Annotated in this window: 22 protein-coding genes; 4 read left to right on the forward strand and 18 right to left on the reverse strand. The window is 45.8% G+C overall.

Annotation, left to right across the window (positions count from 1 at the left end):
• Positions 1-60: 60 nt before the first annotated feature.
• On the forward strand, positions 61-2,145 hold the full coding sequence (locus tag HFV01_RS19325; RefSeq protein ID WP_193520311.1) for a protein kinase domain-containing protein: 2,085 nt from the start codon (positions 61-63) through the stop codon (positions 2,143-2,145).
• A gap of 232 nt (positions 2,146-2,377) precedes the next feature.
• Here the strand turns inward: HFV01_RS19325 and HFV01_RS19330 are convergent, their stop codons facing one another.
• From HFV01_RS19330 to HFV01_RS19405, 16 genes are all read right to left on the reverse strand, one after another.
• On the reverse strand, positions 2,378-3,094 hold the full coding sequence (locus tag HFV01_RS19330; RefSeq protein WP_006620851.1) for a Uma2 family endonuclease: 717 nt from the start codon (positions 3,092-3,094) through the stop codon (positions 2,378-2,380).
• A gap of 47 nt (positions 3,095-3,141) precedes the next feature.
• On the reverse strand, positions 3,142-3,942 hold the full coding sequence (locus HFV01_RS19335; RefSeq protein WP_108614996.1) for a Uma2 family endonuclease: 801 nt from the start codon (positions 3,940-3,942) through the stop codon (positions 3,142-3,144).
• 47 nt (positions 3,943-3,989) lie between these two features.
• Complete coding sequence (locus HFV01_RS32145; RefSeq protein WP_193520312.1) at positions 3,990-4,811, reverse strand: Uma2 family endonuclease; 822 nt, start codon at positions 4,809-4,811, stop codon at positions 3,990-3,992.
• 47 nt (positions 4,812-4,858) lie between these two features.
• The gene (locus HFV01_RS32150) at positions 4,859-5,722 is read right to left on the reverse strand and encodes a Uma2 family endonuclease (protein WP_193520313.1); all 864 of its coding nucleotides are present in this window, start codon (positions 5,720-5,722) and stop codon (positions 4,859-4,861) included.
• A gap of 50 nt (positions 5,723-5,772) precedes the next feature.
• Positions 5,773-6,657, reverse strand: a complete 885-nt coding sequence (locus HFV01_RS32155) for a Uma2 family endonuclease (RefSeq protein WP_193520314.1) — start codon at positions 6,655-6,657, stop codon at positions 5,773-5,775.
• A 50-nt stretch (positions 6,658-6,707) separates the two neighbouring features.
• On the reverse strand, positions 6,708-7,550 hold the full coding sequence (locus tag HFV01_RS19355; RefSeq protein WP_193520315.1) for a Uma2 family endonuclease: 843 nt from the start codon (positions 7,548-7,550) through the stop codon (positions 6,708-6,710).
• Positions 7,551-7,597: 47 nt separating this feature from the next.
• The gene (locus HFV01_RS19360) at positions 7,598-8,272 is read right to left on the reverse strand and encodes a Uma2 family endonuclease (RefSeq protein ID WP_048894980.1); all 675 of its coding nucleotides are present in this window, start codon (positions 8,270-8,272) and stop codon (positions 7,598-7,600) included.
• A 47-nt stretch (positions 8,273-8,319) separates the two neighbouring features.
• A complete protein-coding gene (locus HFV01_RS19365; protein WP_193520316.1) occupies positions 8,320-9,099 on the reverse strand; it encodes a Uma2 family endonuclease in 780 nt (259 codons plus the stop codon).
• Between the two features lie 50 nt (positions 9,100-9,149).
• Complete coding sequence (locus HFV01_RS19370; RefSeq protein ID WP_108615006.1) at positions 9,150-9,887, reverse strand: Uma2 family endonuclease; 738 nt, start codon at positions 9,885-9,887, stop codon at positions 9,150-9,152.
• Positions 9,888-9,937: 50 nt separating this feature from the next.
• Positions 9,938-10,696, reverse strand: coding sequence for a Uma2 family endonuclease (locus tag HFV01_RS19375; RefSeq protein WP_108615007.1), 759 nt, complete (start codon positions 10,694-10,696; stop codon positions 9,938-9,940).
• 50 nt (positions 10,697-10,746) lie between these two features.
• Positions 10,747-11,442: a Uma2 family endonuclease gene (locus HFV01_RS19380; RefSeq protein WP_048894976.1), complete on the reverse strand. Its 696-nt coding sequence runs from the start codon at positions 11,440-11,442 to the stop codon at positions 10,747-10,749.
• A gap of 47 nt (positions 11,443-11,489) precedes the next feature.
• Positions 11,490-12,143 carry a Uma2 family endonuclease gene (locus HFV01_RS19385; protein ID WP_048895381.1) on the reverse strand — a complete coding sequence of 218 codons (654 nt, stop codon included), beginning with the start codon at positions 12,141-12,143 and terminating at the stop codon, positions 11,490-11,492.
• Positions 12,144-12,258: 115 nt separating this feature from the next.
• Positions 12,259-12,447: a hypothetical protein gene (locus tag HFV01_RS19390; RefSeq protein ID WP_146743423.1), complete on the reverse strand. Its 189-nt coding sequence runs from the start codon at positions 12,445-12,447 to the stop codon at positions 12,259-12,261.
• Positions 12,448-12,519: 72 nt separating this feature from the next.
• Positions 12,520-14,994 carry an ATP-dependent Clp protease ATP-binding subunit gene (locus HFV01_RS19395; protein ID WP_006620854.1) on the reverse strand — a complete coding sequence of 825 codons (2,475 nt, stop codon included), beginning with the start codon at positions 14,992-14,994 and terminating at the stop codon, positions 12,520-12,522.
• A gap of 334 nt (positions 14,995-15,328) precedes the next feature.
• Positions 15,329-16,183, reverse strand: coding sequence for an META domain-containing protein (locus HFV01_RS19400; RefSeq protein WP_006620855.1), 855 nt, complete (start codon positions 16,181-16,183; stop codon positions 15,329-15,331).
• 301 nt (positions 16,184-16,484) lie between these two features.
• Entirely contained in the window at positions 16,485-18,008 is a 1,524-nt protein-coding gene (locus tag HFV01_RS19405; protein ID WP_006620856.1) for a site-2 protease family protein, read from the reverse strand.
• 80 nt (positions 18,009-18,088) lie between these two features.
• Between HFV01_RS19405 and HFV01_RS19410 the strand changes: the two genes are divergently transcribed.
• Together HFV01_RS19410 and HFV01_RS19415 are read left to right on the forward strand one after the other, a co-directional pair.
• Positions 18,089-18,736: an MBL fold metallo-hydrolase gene (locus HFV01_RS19410; protein ID WP_006620857.1), complete on the forward strand. Its 648-nt coding sequence runs from the start codon at positions 18,089-18,091 to the stop codon at positions 18,734-18,736.
• A gap of 75 nt (positions 18,737-18,811) precedes the next feature.
• Positions 18,812-19,276, forward strand: coding sequence for a hypothetical protein (locus HFV01_RS19415; protein ID WP_006620858.1), 465 nt, complete (start codon positions 18,812-18,814; stop codon positions 19,274-19,276).
• On the opposite strand, the gene HFV01_RS19420 is transcribed toward HFV01_RS19415, so the two are convergent.
• Positions 19,273-21,468, reverse strand: a complete 2,196-nt coding sequence (locus HFV01_RS19420) for a PAS domain S-box protein (RefSeq protein ID WP_006668085.1) — start codon at positions 21,466-21,468, stop codon at positions 19,273-19,275. The genes HFV01_RS19415 and HFV01_RS19420 overlap by 4 nt on opposite strands.
• 349 nt (positions 21,469-21,817) lie before the next feature.
• Positions 21,818-22,312, reverse strand: a complete 495-nt coding sequence (locus HFV01_RS19425) for a response regulator (protein ID WP_273248853.1) — start codon at positions 22,310-22,312, stop codon at positions 21,818-21,820.
• Between the two features lie 278 nt (positions 22,313-22,590).
• On the opposite strand from HFV01_RS19425, the gene HFV01_RS19430 reads away from it, so the two are divergent.
• Positions 22,591-24,624: an FAD-dependent oxidoreductase gene (locus HFV01_RS19430; protein WP_006620862.1), complete on the forward strand. Its 2,034-nt coding sequence runs from the start codon at positions 22,591-22,593 to the stop codon at positions 24,622-24,624.
• The last annotated feature ends 142 nt before the right edge of the window (positions 24,625-24,766 follow it).

The raw sequence follows: 24,766 nt of genomic DNA on the forward strand, positions 1-24,766 counted from the left end.
TCGTTCCGTCCGTCCAGTCCGTCCCACTCACCGAATCAGCCCTAGCCACGAGTACCGATCATGCAAACGCCCTTAAATAATCAGCATCAACTTATCAATGGTCGCTATCAAGTTATAAAATCCCTGGGAACCGGTAGTTTCGGCGAGGTATTCCTGGCACAAGACACCCAGATGCCCTTGCAGCAACACTATGTGATCAAGCAACTCAAGCGCCAAGTTCAACGCCAGTTTAACAATATTGTTAAAGAACGATTCCGGCAGGAAGCGGCAACATTGCAAACTTTGGGGCAGCATAACCAGATTCCTCGGTTGTACGCTTACTTTGAGGAGCTGAACAAGTTTTACTTAGTGCAGGAGTATATCGAGGGTGAAACCCTAGAAGCGAAGGTGCAAAGGGAGGGTAAACTCAGCGAAAGTGCCGTGAGGGAAATTTTGACCAGTCTGTTGGGAGTGCTTCAATACATACACAGCAAGCAAATAGTCCATCGCGACATCAAACCGGACAATATTATTTTGCGCCAGGAAGATCCCAAGCCAGTGTTGATTGACTTTGGTGCGGTTAAGGAAGCCATGAGTACCCAGCTCAATACCCAAGGAAATGCGGTTAACTCCATTATAATTGGTACTCCTGGGTTTATGGCTTCTGAACAGGCAATCGGTAGACCTGTTTATTCTAGTGATTTATATAGTTTGGGACTGACCGCGATTTATATGCTAACAGGTAAGCTGCCGCAAGATTTGGCGATGGATCCTGGGACGGCAGAAATCCTTTGGCGACAAGATGCACCAGAAGTGAGTGTCGGTTTAGCCAATGTGTTAGATAAAGCAGTTCGCTCCCACGCTGGCGATCGCTACTCTAGCGCCCAAGAAATGCTCGATGCCTTGAAATCCCTTACGGATACATATATGCAGCCCGATAATAATATTCCCGCTTCTGCACCAAAACCCACATCGACATCAACAAAACGTGGGCTATTGGTTCTATCGACGATTGTTTCTCTGGTTGTTCTGGGGTTGGGGTGGCGATCGCTTCCCTACCTGTGGAAACCGAAAGTACAAGCCCAATCCTTAACAATTGGCAGTTTAAGCAATCCCAAGTACAACACCGACCTAGTAGATTATTTACGACAAGAGTTAATCCCCAGTAATTTTATTGATTTTTTTCTGGGTAAAAAAGTAGACTTGGCGATCGATGGTGACCATAATCTACCTTACCAAGAAGCCAAGGATAGAATAGCCAAGAAAGAGTGGGATGTCGTCTTTACCCTGTCTCCGATCATTTCTGTTGCTGCCAAAGATAACAGTTATACGTTTGCCGCTTTAATGTTTCCTGAAGGTCCGCCTTATTATTATTCTGCATTGTACGTCAGAGCGGACAGCCCAATTCAATCTATCAATGACATAACACCAAGCACCGTAATTGCCTTGGGCGGGTTCAACTCAGCATCGAGTTTTTATATGCCCGTTTACGATTTGTATGGCAAAACTCTAACCGTAGATATGGGACACCGAGGGCAGAATATTCGGGAAATGGTGAGGACTGGAAAAGCCGATTTGGGTGCGGGGGCTTTAGGTGATACAGTCAAAAACTATCCAGATCTCCGTATCATCCACCTGAGTCGAGCTATTCCGGGTGCAGGAGTATATCTCTCTCCCGAACTTTCAGAATCAGACAGAAAGGTAATCGAAAGAGTTTTGCTCAACGCCCCTCCAGACATTCAAAAACAAGCCAACTATGGCCTAGGCTCAGAACCAGATTATACCAATTTCAGAGGAATTATCCGGAGAACCGAAGAAATTTTAGTTTGTTCTAATTTTAGGCAGAATCCCGTTAATTTCTTTTGTGGAACTGGGGTGGGTACAGTTCCTACAACAGTTAATCATGGTGGGAATGAGATCAGGGGTCGAGTCAATGGCTGGAGGCGGCCGACTGTTGACACAGTTTGGTTAAATTTGATGGCAGAAGGTAATCAACTTTATCGGGTGGTAGTATCTTCGCAAATTCTCAATCAAGTTCCTGGTGCTACGAATTTGCTGGAACTTCAGAATAAAGAGATTAAAGTTATGGGAGTAGTCCCGAATCAAATAGGTGATGGAATACTGGAATTAAATATTCAGAATTCAATGGAATTGGAGGTTTTATAAAACCAAATATCTATACCGAAGCATAAATGGGGTATATTCCTCATCATCAGGTTAGTTATCGCGGAGGTTTCCGAAACCGGTTTTCTTTTGGGAACCCCCAGAAACCCCCTTTCTTTCGGGAAAATTAGGCGATCGCTCATCTGAGGCGAACATAACTAACGGGCGATAAACACACCCAGAACACAATCGGCAGATTCCTTTAACTTCTATGTGTATTCCTCCTCAAAGGGGATTACATAGCATCAGGGTCAATGCCTAATTCCCGCAGTTTTTCCGCCAGGCGGTTAGCGCGTTCTGCTTCCTGTTGTGCGCGTTCTGCTTCCTGTTGTGCGCGTTCTGCTTCCTGTTGTGCGCGTTTTTCGGCTTTTTGGCGATCGCTCTCTAACTCAATATAAGTCGAGAATTTACGACCATCGGGACGATACAATTCTAACCCCGACTCCGACATTTCAAATCTCACCCCTAGCCGGGGAGAAATCCAGCCTTTTATGGTGTCAATTAATGTCAGTTGATTCTCTGTGCGAATCCAACCACAGACATCGATTTTATCAGGGTCATATATATAGTATTCTTCCACTCCATAACGCTGATAAAAGTCCAGCTTTTTCGCCATTTCGGTTAAGGTATTACCGGGAGATAATACCTCAAAAACTACTTGGGGGGCGATATCATCTTCTTCCCATTGCAAATAAGACCCCCGTTTAACTTTGGGTCGTCCTATGGCTACCATCACATCTGGAGCTACTCGCAGTTTATTGTTGCCTTCTACGGGATACCAGAGTAAATCTCCGGCTACAAATACGTTAGGGTCATCTTTAAAGAGGGCATCAATCCCTCCTTGAATGGTGACAATCCAGCGGAATTGTTCGGTGTTTTCTGCCATAGGTTGACCGTCGCTTTCAGGGTAGATAATTGGGGTTTGGGCAGTGGTTTTAATCTCGGTTACCATGTTGCCTCCTTGGGGTGCTTTATGGGTGTATTCGTTGTCAAAGGGGATTACATAACATCAGGGTCAATGCCTAATTCCCGCAGTCTTTCCGCCAGGCGGTTAGCGCGTTCTGCTTCCTGTTGGGCGCGTTCTGCTTCCTGTTGGGCGCGTTCTGCCTCCTGTTGGGCGCGTTCTGCCTCCTGTTGGGCGCGTTCTGCCTCCTGTTGGGCGTGTTCTGCCTCCTGTTGGGCGCGTTCTTCGGCTTGTTGGGCGCGTTCTTCTGCTTTTTGGCGATCGCTCTCTAACTCAATATAAGTCGAGAATTTACGACCATCGGGACGATACAATTCTAACCCCGACTCCGACATTTCAAATCTCACCCCTAGCCGGGGAGAAATCCAGCCTTTTATGGTGTCAATTAATGTCAGTTGATTCTCTGTGCGAATCCAACCACAGACATCGATTTTATCGGGGTCATATATATAGTATTCTTCCACTCCATAACGCTGATAAAAGTCCAGCTTTTTCGCCATTTCGGTTAAGGTATTACCGGGAGATAATACCTCAAAAACTACTTGGGGGGCGATATCATCTTCTTCCCATTGCAAATAAGACCCCCGTTTAACTTTGGGTCTTCCTATGGCTACCATCACATCTGGAGCTACTCGCAGTTTATTGTTGCCTTCTACGGGATACCAGAGTAAATCTCCGGCTACAAATACGTTAGGGTCATCTTTAAAGAGGGCATCAATCCCTCCTTGAATGGTGACAATCCAGCGGAATTGTTCGGTGTTTTCTGCCATAGGTTGACCGTCGCTTTCAGGGTAGATAATTGGGGTTTGGGCAGTGGTTTTAATCTCGGTTACCATGTTGCCTCCTTGGGGTGCTTTATGGGTGTATTCGTTGTCAAAGGGGATTACATAGCATCAGGGTCAATGCCTAATTCCCGCAGTCTTTCCGCCAGGCGGTTAGCGCGTTCTGCTTCCTGTTGGGCGCGTTCTGCTTCCTGTTGGGCGCGTTCTGCCTCCTGTTGGGCGCGTTCTGCCTCCTGTTGGGCGCGTTCTGCCTCCTGTTGGGCGCGTTCTTCTGCTTTTTGGGCGCGTTGTGCCTGCTGTTGGGCGCGTTCTGCCTCTTGTTGGGCGCGTTCTTCTGCTTGTTGGCGATCGCTCTCTAACTCAATATAAGTCGAGAATTTACGACCATCGGGACGATACAATTCTAACCCCGACTCCGAGATTTCAAATCTCACCCCTAGCCGGGGAGAAATCCAGCCTTTTATGGTGTCAATTAATGTCAGTTTATTCTCTGTGCGAATCCAACCACAGACATCGATTTTATCGGGGTCATATATATAGTATTCTTCCACTCCATAACGCTGATAAAAGTCCAGCTTTTTCGCCATTTCCGTTAAGGTATTACCGGGAGATAATACCTCAAAAACTACTTGGGGGGCGATATCATCTTCTTCCCATTGTAAATAAGACCCCCGTTTAACTTTGGGTCGTCCTATGGCTACCATCACATCTGGAGCTACTCGCAGTTTATTGTTGCCTTCTACGGGATACCAGAGTAAATCTCCGGCTACAAATACGTTAGGGTCATCTTTAAAGAGGGCATCAATCCCTCCTTGAATGGTGACAATCCAGCGGAATTGTTCGGTGTTTTCTGCCATAGGTTGACCGTCGCTTTCAGGATAGATAATTGGGGTTTGGGCAGTGATTTTAATCTCGGTTACCATGTGGCCTCCTTGGGGTGCTTTATGGGTGTATTCGTCGTCAAAGGGGATTACATAGCATCAGGGTCAATGCCTAATTCCCGTAGTTTTTCCGCCAGGCGGTTAGCGCGTTCTGCTTCCTGTTGGGCGCGTTCTGCTTCCTGTTGGGCGCGTTCTGCTTCCTGTTGGGCGCGTTCTGCCTGCTGTTGGGCGCGTTCTGCCTGCTGTTGAGCGCGTTCTTCTGCTTTTTGGGCGCGTTGTGCCTCCTGTTGGGCGCGTTCTGCCTCCTGTTGGGCGCGTTGTGCCTGCTGTTGGGCGCGTTCTGCCTCTTGTTGGGCGCGTTCTTCTGCTTGTTGGCGATCGCTCTCTAACTCAATATAAGTCGAGAATTTACGACCATCGGGACGATACAATTCTAACCCCGACTCCGAGATTTCAAATCTCACCCCTAGCCGGGGAGAAATCCAGCCTTTTATGGTGTCAATTAATGTCAGTTGATTCTCTGTGCGAATCCAACCACAGACATCGATTTTATCGGGGTCATATATATAGTATTCTTCCACTCCATAACGCTGATAAAAGTCCAGCTTTTTCGCCATTTCCGTTAAGGTATTACCGGGAGATAATACCTCAAAAACTACTTGGGGGGCGATATCATCTTCTTCCCATTGCAAATAAGACCCCCGTTTAACTTTGGGTCGTCCTATGGCTACCATCACATCTGGAGCTACTCGCAGTTTATTGTTGCCTTCTACGGGATACCAGAGTAAATCTCCGGCTACAAATACGTTAGGGTCATCTTTAAAGAGGGCATCAATCCCTCCTTGAATGGTGACAATCCAGCGGAATTGTTCGGTGTTTTCTGCCATAGGTTGACCGTCGCTTTCGGGGTAGATAATTGGGGTTTTGGGAGTGGTTTTAATCTCTGTTACCATGTTGCCTCCTTGGGGTGGGTTCTGTGCCTAAACTGGTTCAACTTTTTCCCTTACATAGCATCAGGGTCAATGCCTAATTCCCGCAGTCTTTCCGCCAGGCGGTTAGCGCGTTCTGCTTCCTGTTGGGCGCGTTCTGCTTCCTGTTGGGCGCGTTCTGCTTCCTGTTGGGCGCGTTCTGCCTGCTGTTGGGCGCGTTCTGCCTGCTGTTGAGCGCGTTCTTCTGCTTTTTGGGCGCGTTGTGCCTCCTGTTGGGCGCGTTCTGCCTCCTGTTGGGCGTGTTCTGCCTCCTGTTGGGCGTGTTCTGCCTCCTGTTGGGCGCGTTCTTCGGCTTGTTGGGCGCGTTCTTCTGCTTTTTGGCGATCGCTCTCTAACTCAATATAAGTCGAGAATTTACGACCATCGGGACGATACAATTCTAACCCCGACTCCGAGATTTCAAATCTCACCCCTAGCCGGGGAGAAATCCAGCCTTTTATGGTGTCAATTAATGTCAGTTGATTCTCTGTGCGAATCCAACCACAGACATCGATTTTATCGGGGTCATATATATAGTATTCTTCCACTCCATAACGCTGATAAAAGTCCAGCTTTTTCGCCATTTCCGTTAAGGTATTACCGGGAGATAATACCTCAAAAACTACTTGGGGGGCGATATCATCTTCTTCCCATTGCAAATAAGACCCCCGTTTAACTTTGGGTCTTCCTATGGCTACCATCACATCTGGAGCTACTCGCAGTTTATTGTTGCCTTCTACGGGATACCAGAGTAAATCTCCGGCTACAAATACGTTAGGGTCATCTTTAAAGAGGGCATCAATCCCTCCTTGAATGGTGACAATCCAGCGGAATTGTTCGGTGTTTTCTGCCATAGGTTGACCGTCGCTTTCGGGGTAGATAATTGGGGTTTTGGGAGTGGTTTTAATCTCTGTTACCATGTGGCCTCCTTGGGGTGGGTTCTGTGCCTAAACTGGTTCAACTTTTTCCCTTACATAGCATCAGGGTCAATGCCTAATTCCCGCAGTCTTTCCGCCAGGCGGTTAGCGCGTTCTGCTTCCTGTTGGGCGCGTTCTGCTTCCTGTTGGGCGCGTTCTGCCTGCTGTTGGGCGCGTTCTGCCTGCTGTTGAGCGCGTTCTTCTGCTTTTTGGGCGCGTTGTGCCTCCTGTTGGGCGCGTTCTGCCTCCTGTTGGGCGTGTTCTGCCTCCTGTTGGGCGCGTTCTTCGGCTTGTTGGGCGCGTTCTTCTGCTTTTTGGCGATCGCTCTCTAACTCAATATAAGTCGAGAATTTACGACCATCGGGACGATACAATTCTAACCCCGACTCCGAGATTTCAAATTTCACCCCTAGCCGGGGAGAAATCCAGCCTTTTATGGTGTCAATTAATGTCAGTTGATTCTCTGTGCGAATCCAACCACAGACATCGATTTTATCGGGGTCATATATATAGTATTCTTCCACTCCATAACGCTGATAAAAGTCCAGCTTTTTCGCCATTTCCGTTAAGGTATTACCGGGAGATAATACCTCAAAAACTACTTGGGGGGCGATATCATCTTCTTCCCATTGTAAATAAGACCCCCGTTTAACTTTGGGTCGTCCTATGGCTACCATCACATCTGGAGCTACTCGCAGTTTATTGTTGCCTTCTACGGGATACCAGAGTAAATCTCCGGCTACAAATACGTTAGGGTCATCTTTAAAGAGGGCATCAATCCCTCCTTGAATGGTGACAATCCAGCGGAATTGTTCGGTGTTTTCTGCCATAGGTTGACCGTCGCTTTCAGGATAGATAATTGGGGTTTGGGCAGTGATTTTAATCTCGGTTACCATGTGGCCTCCTTGGGGTGCTTTATGGGTGTATTCGTCGTCAAAGGGGATTACATAGCATCAGGGTCAATGCCTAATTCCCGTAGTTTTTCCGCCAGGCGGTTAGCGCGTTCTTCCGCTTGTTGGGCGCGTTCTTCTGCTTGTTGGCGATCGCTCTCTAACTCAATATAAGTCGAGAATTTACGACCATCGGGACGATACAATTCTAACCCCGACTCCGAGATTTCAAATCTCACCCCTAGCCGGGGAGAAATCCAGCCTTTTATGGTGTCAATTAATGTCAGTTGATTCTCTGTGCGAATCCAACCACAGACATCGATTTTATCGGGGTCATATATATAGTATTCTTCCACTCCATAACGCTGATAAAAGTCCAGCTTTTTCGCCATTTCGGTTAAGGTATTACCGGGAGATAATACCTCAAAAACTACTTGGGGGGCGATATCATCTTCTTCCCATTGCAAATAAGACCCCCGTTTAACTTTGGGTCTTCCTATGGCTACCATCACATCTGGAGCTACTCGCAGTTTATTGTTGCCTTCTACGGGATACCAGAGTAAATCTCCGGCTACAAATACGTTAGGGTCATCTTTAAAGAGGGCATCAATCCCTCCTTGAATGGTGACAATCCAGCGGAATTGTTCGGTGTTTTCTGCCATAGGTTGACCGTCGCTTTCAGGATAGATAATTGGCGTTTGGGGAGTGGTTTTAATCTCGGTTACCATGTCGCCTCCTTGGGGTGCTTTATGGGTGTATTCGTCGTCAAAGGGGATTACATAGTATCAGGGTCAATACCTAATTCCCGCAGTCTTTCCGCCAGGCGGTTAGCGCGTTCTGCTTCCTGTTGGGCGCGTTCTGCTTCCTGTTGGGCGCGTTCTGCCTGCTGTTGGGCGCGTTCTTCGGCTTGTTGGGCGCGTTCTGCCTGCTGTTGGGCGCGTTCTGTTTCCTGTTGGGCGCGTTCTTCTGCTTTTTGGCGATCGCTCTCTAACTCAATATAAGTCGAGAATTTACGACCATCGGGACGATACAATTCTAACCCCGACTCCGAGATTTCAAATCTCACCCCTAACCGGGGAGAAATCCAGCCTTTTATGGTGTCAATTAATGTCAGTTGATTCTCTGTGCGAATCCAACCACAGACATCGATTTTATCGGGGTCATATATATAGTATTCTTCCACTCCATAACGCTGATAAAAGTCCAGCTTTTTCGCCATTTCGGTTAAGGTATTACCGGGAGATAATACCTCAAAAACTACTTGGGGGGCGATATCATCTTCTTCCCATTGCAAATAAGACCCCCGTTTAACTTTGGGTCGTCCTATGGCTACCATCACATCTGGAGCTACTCGCAGTTTATTGTTGCCTTCTACGGGATACCAGAGTAAATCTCCGGCTACAAATACGTTAGGGTCATCTTTAAAGAGGGCATCAATCCCTCCTTGAATGGTGACAATCCAGCGGAATTGTTCGGTATTTTCTGCCATAGGTTGACCGTCGTTTTCGGGGTAGATAATTGGGGTTTGGGCAGTGGTTTTAATCTCTGTTACCATGTGGCCTCCTTGGGGTGAGTTCTGTGCATAAAGTGGTTCAACTTTTTCCCTTACATAGTATCAGGGTCAATACCTAATTCCCGCAGTCTTTCCGCCAGGCGGTTAGCGCGTTCTGCTTCCTGTTGGGCGCGTTCTTCCGCTTGTTGGGCGCGTTCTGCCTGCTGTTGGGCGCGTTCTGTTTCCTGTTGGGCGCGTTCTTCGGCTTGTTGGCGATCGCTCTCTAACTCAATATAAGTCGAGAATTTACGACCATCGGGACGATACAATTCTAACCCCGACTCCGACATTTCAAATCTCACCCCTAACCGGGGAGAAATCCAGCCTTTTATGGTGTCAATTAATGTCAGTTGATTCTCTGTGCGAATCCAACCACAGATATCGATTTTATCAGGGTCATATATATAGTATTCTTCCACTCCATAACGCTGATAAAAGTCCAGCTTTTTCGCCATTTCGGTTAAGGTATTACCGGGAGATAATACCTCAAAAACTACTTGGGGGGCGATATCATCTTCTTCCCATTGCAAATAAGACCCCCGTTTAACTTTGGGTCGTCCTATGGCTACCATCACATCTGGAGCTACTCGCAGTTTATTGTTGCCTTCTACGGGATACCAGAGTAAATCTCCGGCTACAAATACGTTAGGGTCATCTTTAAAGAGGGCATCAATCCCTCCTTGAATGGTGACAATCCAGCGGAATTGTTCGGTGTTTTCTGCCATAGGTTGACCGTCGTTTTCGGGGTAGATAATTGGGGTTTGGGCAGTGGTTTTAATCTCTGTTACCATGTGGCCTCCTTGGGGTGAGTTCTGTGCATAAAGTGGTTCAACTTTTTCCCTTACATAGTATCAGGGTCAATACCTAATTCCCGCAGTCTTTCCGCCAGGCGGTTAGCGCGTTCTGCTTCCTGTTGGGCGCGTTCTGCTTCCTGTTGGGCGCGTTCTTCGGCTTGTTGGGCGCGTTCTGCCTGCTGTTGGGCGCGTTCTGTTTCCTGTTGGGCGCGTTCTTCTGCTTTTTGGCGATCGCTCTCTAACTCAATATAAGTCGAGAATTTACGACCATCGGGACGATACAATTCTAACCCCGACTCCGAGATTTCAAATTTCACCCCTAGCCGGGGAGAAATCCAGCCTTTTATGGTGTCAATTAATGTCAGTTGATTCTCTGTGCGAATCCAACCACAGACATCGATTTTATCAGGGTCATATATATAGTATTCTTCCACTCCATAACGCTGATAAAAGTCCAGCTTTTTCGCCATTTCGGTTAAGGTATTACCGGGAGATAATACCTCAAAAACTACTTGGGGGGCGATATCATCTTCTTCCCATTGCAAATAAGACCCCCGTTTAACTTTGGGTCGTCCTATGGCTACCATCACATCTGGAGCTACTCGCAGTTTATTGTTGCCTTCTACGGGATACCAGAGTAAATCTCCGGCTACAAATACGTTAGGGTCATCTTTAAAGAGGGCATCAATCCCTCCTTGAATGGTGACAATCCAGCGGAATTGTTCGGTATTTTCTGCCATAGGTTGACCGTCGTTTTCGGGGTAGATAATTGGGGTTTGGGCAGTGGTTTTAATCTCTGTTACCATGTGGCCTCCTTGGGGTGAGTTCTGTGCATAAAGTGGTTCAACTTTTTCCCTTACATAGTATCAGGGTCAATACCTAATTCCCGCAGTCTTTCCGCCAGGCGGTTAGCGCGTTCTGCTTCCTGTTGGGCGCGTTCTTCCGCTTGTTGGGCGCGTTCTTCTGCTTTTTGGCGATCGCTCTCTAACTCAATATAAGTCGAGAATTTACGACCATCGGGACGATACAATTCTAACCCCGACTCCGACATTTCAAATCTCACCCCTAACCGGGGAGAAATCCAGCCTTTTATGGTGTCAATTAAGGTCAGTTGATTCTCTGTGCGAATCCAGCCACAGACATCGATTTTATCAGGGTCATATATATAGTATTCTTCCACTCCATAACGCTGATAAAAGTCCAGCTTTTTCGCCATTTCCGTTAAGGTATTACCGGGAGATAATACCTCAAAAACTACTTGGGGGGCGATATCATCTTCTTCCCATTGTAAATAAGACCCCCGTTTAACTTTGGGTCGTCCTATGGCTACCATCACATCTGGAGCTACTCGCAGTTTATTGTTGCCTTCTACGGGATACCAGAGTAAATCTCCGGCTACAAATACGTTAGGGTCATCTTTAAAGAGGGCATCAATCCCTCCTTGAATGGTGACAATCCAGCGGAATTGTTCGGTATTTTCTGCCATAGGTTGACCGTCGCTTTCGGGGTAGATAATTGGGGTTTTGGGAGTGGTTTTAATCTCGGTTACCATGTGGCCTCCTTGGGGTGCTTTATGGGTGTATTCGTCGTCAAAGGGGATTACATAGCATCAGGGTCAATGCCTAATTCTCGCAGTCTTTCAGCCAGGCGGTTAGCGCGTTCTTCGGCTTGTTGGCGTTGGTTGTCCAATTCGATATAAGTCGAGAATTTACGACCATCGGGACGATACAATTCTAACCCCGACTCCGACATTTCAAATCTCACCCCTAGCCGGGGAGAAATCCAGCCTTTTATGGTGTCAATTAATGTCAGTTGATTCTCTGTGCGAATCCAACCACAGACATCGATTTTATCGGGGTCATATATATAGTATTCTTCCACTCCATAACGCTGATAAAAGTCCAGCTTTTTCGCCATTTCGGTTAAGGTATTACCGGGAGATAATACCTCAAAAACTACTTGGGGGGCGATATCATCTTCTTCCCATTGCAAATAAGACCCCCGTTTAACTTTGGGTCGTCCTATGGCTACCATCACATCTGGAGCTACTCGCAGTTTATTGTTGCCTTCTACGGGATACCAGAGTAAATCTCCGGCTACAAATACGTTAGGGTCATCTTTAAAGAGGGCATCAATCCCTCCTTGAATGGTGACAATCCAGCGGAATTGTTCGGTGTTTTCTGCCATAGGTTGACCGTCGCTTTCGGGGTAGATAATTGGGGTTTGGGGAGTGGTTTTAATCTCGGTTACCATGTCGCCTCCTTTGAGTGGGTTGGCTAAAATCAGATGTGGAAATTTAGGATTAATATGTTGACTATTTGGAGGTTGATATGCTAGTATCACTATGATGATGTCTGCCCTAATTAGATTATAGGGGTTGAGGTCTTGGACTGTACCGATGAGTATTAGGCGACGGTGAATCGGTAAAATTGTCTAGGGAAAGAATGGGAAACACCCAGATAAACCCAGATAAGAAGGGATATAGGGAAGTCGGAGGAAGCAACTGTAAGATTGTGTAGAAATGCGATCGCATTTGTAAATCTGATGACGATCGCATTATTGAAGTCCGGTAAAATCCATGGCTAAATTAGAGACAAGGGATAATTCCTTGTCTCCAAAAATCAACTACTTAGCCGTTAGTAGTGGCATATTCAGGAAGCCGACGCAGACGTTCTTCGCCAGTGAGAACTTTTACCTGTCCATCATCATCCAAGTCTACCAAAGCCTGATCACCCGGTTTAAGTGTACCGGATAGCATGGTTTCCGCTAGGACATCTTCTAACAGATTCATAATCGCACGACGGAGGGGACGAGCGCCATAATTAGGATCATATCCCACCTCAACAATATGATCTTTAAAGCGATCGCTAACTTCCAGGACAATCTCCTTATCCCGCAAGCGAGCAAACACTTCCTCCAACAGGATATCAGCAATCTGTTTAACCTCATCTTTGGTCAACTTACGGAAAACAATAATCTCATCGAGACGGTTAATAAACTCCGGTCGGAAATACTGTTTCAACTCCTCATTAACCAAATTGCGAATCCGAGTATATTGAGCCTCTTCCTGTGATTGCTCAAACTCAAAACCCAGACCGCCGCCACCCTTTTCTATCACCTTCGAGCCGATATTGGAAGTCATGATAATCAGAGTATTTTTGAAACTGACCGTGCGACCTTTAGCATCAGTCAACCGTCCATCCTCCAAAATCTGCAATAGCATATTAAAGACATCGGGGTGAGCCTTTTCGATTTCGTCAAACAGAATCACCGTATAGGGACGACGACGCACCGCCTCCGTCAGTTGTCCACCCTCATCATAGCCGACAAAACCGGGAGGGGAACCAATCAACTTAGAAACCGTGTGGCGTTCCATAAACTCGGACATATCCAAACGGATCATCGCTTCCATGGAACCAAAGAAGTAATAAGCCAAAGCCTTGGTTAGTTCGGTTTTTCCCACCCCGGTCGGACCGGAAAAGATAAAGCTGGCGATCGGTCGGTTGGGGTTTTTCAGTCCCACCCTGGCGCGACGAATAGCGCGGGAAACGGCGCTCACAGCCTCATGTTGACCTATCAGGCGCTGATGTAGGGTATCTTCCATGTGCATCAGTTTATAGGACTCAGATTCAGTCATTTTAGTGACGGGAATTCCTGTCCAGGCTGAGAGGACATCGGCGATATCTTCTTCGGTAACAATTAAGTTAGTTTTGATGCTGGTTTCCACTTGGGAAGCGGCTTCAATTTGGTCTTTGCATTTCAATTCACGATCGCGCAATTCTCCAGCCTTATCGAAATCCTGAACTTGAACAGCGACATCTTTTTGTTTAACAATGTCGGACAGTTCCACTTTCAGATCTCGCACTTCTGGGGGTAACTTAGAGTGCATCACCCTCACCCGCGAGCCAGCTTCATCAATTAAATCGATCGCCTTATCAGGAAGAAAGCGATCGCTAATATAGCGGTGAGATAGTTTCGCCGCCGCCAAAACCGCCTCATCAGAAATAGTCAAGCGGTGGTGTTGTTCATAAGCCGATCGCAACCCAAATAGAATCTCGATAGTTTCCTCAACGCTAGGTTCTCCCACCATTACCGGCTGAAATCGGCGTTCTAAGGCGGCATCACGCTCAATATACTTCCGGTATTCATCCAGAGTCGTTGCGCCGATACACTGCAATTCTCCCCTTGCTAAAGCCGGTTTGAGCATATTAGCCGCATCCATAGTTCCCTCAATGGCTCCCGCTCCCACCAGGGTATGGATTTCGTCAATTAATAGGATAATATTGCCATTAGCCTTAATTTCCTGAACAATTTTTTTGAGTCGTTCTTCAAACTCTCCCCGGAAACGGGTTCCCGCCACCAGAGTTCCCATTTCCAGGCTCACCACTTGGCGATTTTCCAGAAGTTCCGGCACATTTCCATTAATAATACGTTGAGCGAGTCCTTCTGCGATCGCTGTTTTACCAACCCCCGGTTCACCAATTAGCACCGGGTTGTTTTTGGTACGGCGACCGAGTATTTGAATCACCCGTTCTATTTCGCGATCGCGTCCTACAATAGGATCTAGCTTTCCTTGAGCTGCCAACTGAGTCAAGTTAGTAGAAAACTCATCAAGGGTCGCCGTTTTACGACTCTGACTGCGGGAGTTTCCCCCGGCTGAGGCGGGGACTTCCTCCCCTAAATTTTTAATCAATTCTGTCCGCAATTGTCGGCGCTCAATACCGAAGTTTTCCAGAACCTTGGCTGCTACGCCTTCTTCATCTTGCAACAGGCCTAGCAATATATGTTCTGGCGCAATATAATTATTGCCTAACTGCCTAGCCTCTTTCATCGCCGACTCAAAGACCCTCTTGGCGCGAGGCGTAAACGGAATTTCTGGTGGCATAAAACCAGAACCGCGCCCAATAATAGATTCTATCTCACGGCGGGTATTATCCAAGTTTAGGTTTTGGTCTGAGAGTACCTTGGCGGCGATACTGGTTCCTTCCCCAATAATACCCAGTAGCAGTTGTTCAGTCCCGACGAAGTTATGTCCCAAACGTCGCGCCTCTTCCTGAGACAGCATCACGGCCTTGATCGCTTTATCTGAAAAATATTCAAACATTTGTGCTTTTCCCGTCCAGCTATTGTACTTAGCTAACCCTGGGGTGTGCTTTTGATCCGTGCAGGAGGAACATCACACCACCAAGATTTGTAAACTTTTGTGTATTTTGCCTATCCCTACTCTATCGCTACTCTAGCAATAATGCAGTAAGGATAGCCGTAATTTTGCTGAAACGGGGACTAGGGGCTAGGGACAGGGTTTATCAACCCGTCCCCAATTTTTAGACCCTACTCAGCCAAGAACTTGACCGTGGCAAATAATTGCTAACAGATCAACCAGGTTTCTTGGTGGCGGTTGATGTCAAATTAACCGCCTAATTATCAATTATCCTTACTCAATTATCATGCTCAAATACCATGATACCTGAACCTGATGCGTTTTGGAAGGTCATCACCAAATTATTACCATTTACCCGAAACTCTTGCACGCCTTCTAAAGCCTGAATAAACTCTGATTCCTGAGTCATTAACTCTGGTTCACAAGCCATGGAAGTTGAGGCTAAGGTGTTAATTTCTAGTTGCTGTTCTTTGACCTCATAACCACCGATTAAACGATTACAGCCACCAGTTCCAGAAATGCTATTTTCGGCAAACTCTAGGGTGACTTTGCTATCAGCGACTAAATCAATCATGGAGTCAGATTTTGTCCAAAACAACAACCGCCACGGCTTATTTAACATGGAGTTAACACTAGGTTCATCATACTTGCTAAACACCATAAAACCCGACCCCGAATCATTTTGGTAATTCATGATTAAATTATCACCATTGACCCGAAATTCTTGCACACCTTCTAAGGCTTTAACAAATTGGAACTCTTGGCTCATTAAGGCTTCTTCGCAAGCCATTCTCGTGCTACCTACGGCACTTATTTCTAGGCGATTATCATGGACTTTATGGCCTGCCATTAAACGATTACATCCCGCCGAACCACTAATTCCATTTTGGTCAAAAGCTAGAGTGATTTCACTACCAGCAACCACATCAACTAACCTATCAGCTTGACTCCAAAATGAGAGTTTCCAGCTACTATCTGCAATGGGGTGATTCATAGCCATGTATTGTTCAGAAATATTTTGATAAACTACTGACCCAGACTGGGCTATCCCTTGACTAGCAAACCATACGGGAGAAGCGATCGCACAAGTAGCTACCACCAGCAAACCTTTCCATTGACTTAGTTTTAACATCTTTTTTCACTCCAAGCAACCATCTTAGTATAGCAACTATTGTGGGTTTATTACCCACTTTCTCAAATCACACCAACCGTAAATTAGGCATCATCGAACACCGGGAATTGTTCGGATGACATATCTGCCTGCTGTCAGTTTTCTTAATTTTTTCCATCCATCTTGATGATCAGACAAAACTTGACATCTGCCCTCACCATTTTAGGTAATGCGATCGGGTGAGCCAAATAGTGAACAGTATGACCAGGCCCCTCGACCTGTCTTAATGGGGTGTAACTTTAGGAATTGTGGTGAATGGTGGTTAATTCAAAAGTTGAGCCAATAGGCGAGGCATAGGTAAAATAATTGTTAGTAAAACGCCTAAAGTCATCAATCCGATGATATCTCGGACATCATCAACTTCACTAACATCATTAAGGGCTGGTTCATCATTAAGGGGTAAAAAGAATAGCAGGATGGCTAAAATCATAAATTCCGACTGAATTAAAGCCACGAATAACATCAAAAAGCGGGTAATTTGACCAATAATTAGACTGAGGCGCTGACCAAACATAGCATGGACCATGTGGCCTCCATCTAATTGACCAATAGGGAGTAAATTAAAAGCGGAAACTACCAAGCCTATATATCCAGCGATCGCCACCGGGTGCAAACTGATAGCCATATCCCGGCTTAAAGCATCTCCTAAAGCCAGTTTTGCCAAGATAGCCAAAAACATCGAAAACCTAGGATTGAGGGCATTGAAGGTCAAAATTCCCGACTGATCAGGCACAATATCGACGACTTCCGAATGAGCAAATCCCCAGAATAATAAAGGAATAGTCACCAGTAAACCAGCCCAGGGACCAGCCACACTGACATCAAATAAAGCGCGGCGGTGGGGATATGGCGATCGCGTTTGAATAAAAGCGCCAAAAGTTCCCAGAAAAAAGGGAACTGGAATAAAATAGGGAGGGGTTACCTGAATCTGATGGTGTCTAGCGGTCAAGTAGTGGCATAACTCATGAACCCCCAAAATCGCCATTAAAGCGACAGCATAGGGAAACCCCGTCAACAATAGGGAAGGATCATCCTGCCAATCCTGATTTGATATTCCCATAATTGTGCTTCCCGCGACAGTAGTTGTAAACAGGGTAATCACCATTAGCGCCAAGGCTAACAGAGGCTGACTCAGCAGGTCTTGATCAGATTTGGGAGGAGCGTCGGGGTGACGTTGGGGATTAGGGACAAGGGCGAATAGGGGTTTATCAGATAAGTCTCGTTGGAATATTACCAAAAAGCGATCGCCAAAATTTGCCTCAATTTTCTCTCTTACGGTTTGATAAGCTATATCAGGTTGCGATCGCAATTGACCCCGACAAATCACCGCCTGGGGTCGATATTCCACATCATGCAACGGAAACACCGACCAAGGGAAACAAGCCCTTAATTTAGTCTCCTCACTCTGGCTGATAGGTGACACAGGTTCTGGAGTTTTGGTAGTTTCTGAGACAGAAGAATCTGTTTCACTTCCGGCATCTTCTGGGGTAGGATACTGGCGGCCAATATGCACCAAAACCCAATATAGACAAGGACAGACAATAAATGGAATAATCACCAGTAAAGCCGGAATCGGGGTCTGTTTGCCATAAATTATCACCCAGCCAGTCCAGATGAAAGCAGGTGCCATCATCACCAACCACAAGATCCACACGGGAGTCCTGGTAATGCGGGTGACACTTTGACGCAAAACCAAATAAGTGACAAGTCCTAGAATTAGTAGCAATAAAAGCATAATGATATTTTGATCGCAGGGAACACCGTAACCGGGAATCAGGGAAACCACAAAAAAGGATCTGGTATAGTTTACCGATAACTCGTTGAGATTCAAAAATGGCCCATAGGAACACCAGTGGAAACAGCGTAATGGCCCAGCAGCAGTCTACAACCAAACCACCGAAACCTATTTTTGAAACAATTTATGGATTTTCACCAAACCGAGATACTCTGGGTGGGACAGCTTACTTCATTGTAGAAAACTCAGGTAATATCTTGATCGATTCTCCGCCTTGGACAGAAACTGAACAAGAGTTTATCCAGCAACAGGGGGGGCTAAAGTGGTTAGTGATCACCCATCGCGGCGGTATGGGTAAAGCTAGGGAAATTCAGAAAGCTACTGACTGTCAAATTTTGTGTCAGGAACAGGAAGCCTATCTGTTACCAGAAGCTGAGGTCATATCTTTTGAAAGGGAATTTTCCCTAACTCCAGAGATTATGGTGATTTGGACTCCTGGACATTCTCCCGGTTCCTCCTGTGTTTATACTTCCCAGTATGGCGGGATCTTGTTTTCCGGTCGCCATTTGTTACCTGATGCTAAGGGTAAGCCAGTCCCCCTACGAACTGCTAAAACTTTTCACTGGTCGAGACAAGTTCGCAGTGTGCAGGTCCTATTGGATAGATTTACACCGGAAACGTTACAATGGATTTGTCCTGGGGCTAGTATTGGCTTATTACGCGCCAAGTTGGCGATCGCTGACGGTTATCACCAAATCGCTGATAGCATGAGGCAATAGCTCACCTCAATTGTCCGTTGCCACTTGTGTGGCAAAATATTCTATAGCTGTTGCTAAATTTATCGCCAAATAACTATGACTTCTGCAACTACACTTTCCGATGCTCCTGATTTGACAGGTGATGATTACATTGTTATTGGTTTAGCCCACTGCTTTATTAAAGAAGATGGGGAAGTCCAACCGGTTACGATCGCCGAACCCATCCCCTCAGCCGCCTTAGAAGCGATTATCAAGGGTATTCCTACCTCCTATCAAATCGCCTCTGCTGTCACCCTGGGAACTTTACTCACCGATGAGTCTGTCACACTTCCTGAAGCCTTCAGCCCAGAAACTCAACTCTGTGACGACTTTAGAGAACGTACCATCGCCGCCGCGCGTACCTACAAACGCCGTGAGGTGGCTAAGTCTCATATTTCAGTCGGGACTACCTTCGAGAAATTGAACTTTTCCACCGAACGCAAACGCCTACTTAATTCTGAACGAATTGTTAGCGCGGAAGATAACGTTAAACAACACGCCTACACCCACCAAGTTCTCTAGTTAGACTTCAGCGGTATATATATTCTGAACTCCAAGCCGCCTTGGGGTTGGGAAACACAAGCCAGTTCACCACCATGCTTTTCAACTACTAGGTGATGGGCTATAGACAATCCTAGGGCGGTTGTTTGACCAAAAGTAGGCGCGGCTAATAATGGTTCAAATACCTGCTGAAATTCATCTGGGCTTAAACTTGGACCATTATCAGCTATGGAAATCATTACCCTTTTTCTGTCTTTCTCCTCCACTATGGTAGTGCTGACTGACAGGGTAGGATCAACCATGCGATCGCCTCCTACCATCGCCATTTCTAGCCGATCTATATGGTAGGTGATTAGATTCATAAATACCTGATTTAATTGTCCGGGATAACACTCGATTAACGGTAAATATCCATAGTCTTTGACTAATTTAATACTCCCTCGCCCTCCCTTAGCCTGTAGGCGATTTTGCAAAATCAGCAAGGTACTATCCAAGCCTTCATGAATATTCGCCTCCTTCATTTGGGATTCATCTAGACGGGTAAATACACGCAGCGATCGCACCACGTCCCTAATGCGTTCCGCCCCCACCTGCATAGATTCAAACATTTTGGGTAAATCTATCTTGATAAAATCAAGACCTATTTCCTCCATTTCTTCCTCAATTTCCTCCGGGGTTTCTGGATAATACTCGTTATATAAATCTACCAATCTCAGTAGATCCTCAATATACTTATATCCATGACCCAGATTACCAAAAATGAAATTAACCGGATTATTAATTTCGTGAGCAATTCCTGCTACTAATTGTCCCAGAGAAGACATCTTTTCAGTTTGCACTAATTGGGTTTGGGCGCGTTTTAACTGTACTAAAGCCGCTTCTAACTCGTTGCGGCGGCGAGTTTCCTGTTCCTCACTTAGTCGCAGCGCCATTTCCATATTACGGCGTTCGGTAATATCTAACCCGACAAATACCGCCGCCGCGCCCCGATGATATTTTTGAGCTACAATTAAATAGGTGCGTGGTTCACCCTTAACATTAGCAGTAATTTCCCGAGAACTTGTCCAGTTATTCCTATCAAAAAAAGCATAGACAAATTCATTAAATTCTGGGCTGGTTTGCAGAAAACCTACCTCTTTACCGATGAATTGATGGGTCGGTACACCATAAGCATTAGCTAGGTGTTGATTAACCCCTAAATATCTCAGGTCTGAACCTACCCAAGACACTAACCCTGGTACCGCATTTAAAACAGCTTCGAGTTGGTCGCGCGACTCGGTAATGACTGAGGAAGCCACTTGACGTTCGGAGATATCTCTGGCAAACCAACAGATTAACGGTAAGGTGGGAGAATGGCGATCGCCTGTTTGTATGGCAGTATTAACCTTAATATCAATATCTGAGGGTTTAACCTCTAAATAGTTAACATTGACTTCCACGGGACAAATTACGCCATGGCGACAACTATGGCGTGATTCAAAAGTCAGCGAACCTTTATGGCGAATATCCTCGCACTGGACAGACCAGATAGTTGGGGATAGGTCAGGATCAATATCGTAGATTTTCAGTTTTAGTAATTCCCCCCGGGAATAGCCTAATAACCTACAGGCAGTGTCATTAACATAGCATAACCTACCATCAAGGGTAATCCACAATACCGCATCCGCCGCCCTATCCATCGCCAATTGGGTCAGTTGTAGGGTATCCTTTAACTGTTTCGATGCGGTAATGGCTTCTAAGGACAGGATTAAACCAGCGATCGCCCCGGTTTCCGTTTTCCAAGGCCTGACAACCCATTTCACCCATTCTATGCTACCATCACTCAGGCTCAGACAGGTTTCTAATTCCCAACTGTCTAAGGTTCCTGCTAAAGATGCCTCCGCGTTCTCATGCCAACGATCTGGTAAGTTCGGAAATAGCTGATAATGGGATACACCCAGTAAATTGTCGGAAATTTGGCTATCACTATACTGGTCTTGCCAGTACTGGGATATAGCCACATAGCACATTTGGCGATCGACCATAGCGATCGCTGTCGGCATTGATGCCATCAGTTGATTAAATAGTATATCTCCTGATCTCCCTGGAACTGCTGCACTATACATAGAATTATAGCCACAATTATAGCCATTGCTAACTGATGCCGCCTCCTGGGATGAAAAAGATTGTGTGGGCTGGTTATTCACAATTCGCGATACTCCGGTTAATTGCATCTAGTCGGCACAGTTAGAAATTACAGGGGAACATTGGAGCGTTTCGGATCATTTATGTTCCATTTATTTATACGTTCCATGTCAATTATCATGGGGGGTCTCACCCTCCATTGTATTCTTGGTTACAGATTTTGTCTATATTCCTTATTGCTTGTAAACCCATGTCCCACAGTCCCATAGCCAGCGGACTGCGTAGCGTCAGAAGCCGACTCTCTCAATCCTAACCGGAAAATTTGGGCCTGACGCAGCACAGCGATCGCCATGGTGCGTCAGAAATCCATTTCCTCCCTTGATGATAATTATCCCTATCTGACGCTACGGGTTGACATCTATTTTCAATTATCATGAATTATCCCATATTTAATCTGTCTAACTGATGGTAATTAAACATGATTTTCTGGATTTTGGTGAATACATAACCTAATTCTATTTGGTCAATAGGTAGTAAATCCAGCACTTCTAAAACTCGTTGTAATCCTAAAATAATTTCTGCCCGTAAGTGTAGGGCGGGAAATCCGGGTAATAAATCCTGCGCCCCTTGTTTGATAGCCCAAAGACGTTCTGCTTGTGATACTTTTGGGGCGGTTTCATGAGTTAAAATAACTTCAACTTCGGGATAGTTTAAATCACACCAACGACAAAATTCATAGGGGCTTTCTTCTTGCCTGATAAAATACATGACATCAACTATACATAAATCTGGTAGCTGGTTTTCTCGAGCTTTTTTCTGCAAAAAGAACTTTAAATGTGATGATTTATGGTAGTTGTAAACTGATAGACCTTGAGAAGACAAGATTAAATTCCAAATCATTTGCTGTGGCTTCGAGATTTGAGCAACCAGCACAGTTTTCGGAGGGTTATTTATCATACAAAAACTCACTTTTTGTTAATCAAGCACAATCCTATCGGTCGAAATCAATCAACCTTCAGTAATAGCTTTTGATGGTTTTTGTAGAGACACCCTTAACTTAAACAACAAGAATCAGCAAATCTTGAAATCCGACTGACTAAAATTTAGACTGCGTGTTATGATCTATCAAATAGCCGTTTAAACTCCACCCCAACTGCTGATTATAGCACTGGGACTGGTAATCTTAATCTCAATCAACTAATTAGTTGCCAATGCCTGAATTTCATCAATTACTAAATTTGCCATCTATTTCTCGCAGACAAGCTATCAAGATTTTGGGAGTCAGTATAGCTGGTGGAATCCTAGGCTATTCCCGATTCAAAAAAACCCAACCTACGATCGCCCAAAAAGACTCAATTGCCCTTCCCTATACTTTAAACAACCCTAAAAAAGTTGTTGTAGTCGGTGCCGGATTAGCAGGTTTAGCCTGTGCCTACGAACTCAGCCAACGGGGGTTTGCAGTGACCTTATTGGAACGCGCGCCCCAACTCGGTGGCAAAATTGCCAGTTGGCCGATTCAGGTAGGAAACCAGACGTTTATGATGGAACATGGGTTCCACGGGTTTTTCCCCCAGTATTATAACCTCAACCGCATCATTGAGGAACTCCACATCAGAGATAATTTTTTATCTCTTAAATTCTACTCGGTAGTTCTGAGAAATAACACTTATGAGCCGGAAGTGTTTCGCCCCAATCATTCAGCCTTTCCCTGGAATATAGTAGATTTAGCGATCGCATCACCCAACCGACTCCGGTGGGGAATTAACCTCACCAAACGCCAACACTGGGAAGTTTTCCGAGAAATTGGTGGTTTCGCCATTCCCGACAGCTTTGAAAGACTCGATCAGATCTCCGTCAGCGACTGGGTAAAGGGAGAATTTCCCCAAGGTCTTTACGACCTGTACTTTCTCCCCTTCGCTAAGTCTAGCCTAAATGCGCCGGATTCTCTTAGCGCCGGAGAACTAATGCAGTTTTTCCATTTCTACTTTTTCGGGAACCCAGAAGGACTAGCCTTTAACGGGACCCGCGAAGATATGGGTAGCAGTCTCGTCCAACCCATAGCCGATGCAATTATTGCCAAAGGGGGTAAAATTATCACCGGAGGGGTAGTTTCTGAGGTGAAATGGCGAGATGGAAAAATTGACTCCCTCACCTACACGACGGGAGACCGTCATGGGTCAGCACCTTTTTGGGTAAATCGTCATGTCAGTTTAGGAAACACTGGGGAATATTTTGGCGCTGCGGATGAAGTTTATGCTGTTAACCCCGATAAAACGGAAGCGATTTCCCTCACCTGTACTCACCAAGGTTGTACTGTTAATCAGGAGTCTGATGGACGTTTTTACTGTCCCTGTCATGGCGCTATTTATGATCAACAAGGTCGGGTGATTTCGGGTCCGACTCAACAGGATTTACCCCGATTTAAGGTTCTCAAATATGACACTACTCGCCTACAGTTAATTGCTCAAACCAACAAACCCCCCAAAGGTAGGGGGGATAATAGGGAGCTAAAACAGGAGGTAAGCTCGCACTACTCTAAAATGGCGGCTTCTCAACTTTCCGTTACATATGTTACACAATCGACGATTAGTTTAGCAGCAGACTATTACATATTTGCTACTGATGTTCCGGGGGTTAAATCTTTATTTTCCCTGTCTATAGGGGATGTTAACCGGAAGGTTCAACAACAAATCGAAAAATTGGCGATCGCTGACCCTTTTGCGGTGTGTCGATTCTGGTTTGACCGAGATTTCCCCTGGGAACATAGCGATTTTACCTCGGTATCGGGTTATAAATTAACCGATAGTATCACCCTATATCATCGCATTCAAGAAACTTATCAACAATGGCATCAACAAACGGGAGGAAGTGTGGTAGAACTGCACGCATACTGTTATAAAGAAGCGGATTTCCCTACTCAATCAGCGTTGCTAACCACCTTTGAAAAAGAACTATATGAAATCGTCCCTGAACTGCAAAACGCCACTCTATTACATCGAGAATTAGTCAATCAAAAGAACTTTTCTGGCTATCCACCGGGTAGTTATAGCGATCGCCCTTGCACTGATTCTGGTGTCCCTAATCTCCAATTTGCGGGAGATTGGGTAAAAATGCCTTTTCCCTGTGGTTTAATGGAAAGGGCGGTTAGTAGTGGCTTATTGGCGGCTAATGATATTATACACCAAGAAGGATTGCAAAGACGACCATTATTATCAGTCAATCCCAAAGGTATTTTCACGATTTGAACACGGGATAATTGACAGCTATTAATAACGGGTTGGGTGCGTCAGCAAAGGCTGTACAGCTTGTTCACCAGTCGCTTAATACATTGCCCTCACCCTAAATCTGGATCCCAGAGAGGGAGAGGGACTTTGAGAGGTGATCAGA

The sequence above is a fragment of the Limnospira fusiformis SAG 85.79 genome, assembly GCF_012516315.1.
GTDB classification, from domain to species: domain Bacteria; phylum Cyanobacteriota; class Cyanobacteriia; order Cyanobacteriales; family Microcoleaceae; genus Limnospira; species Limnospira fusiformis.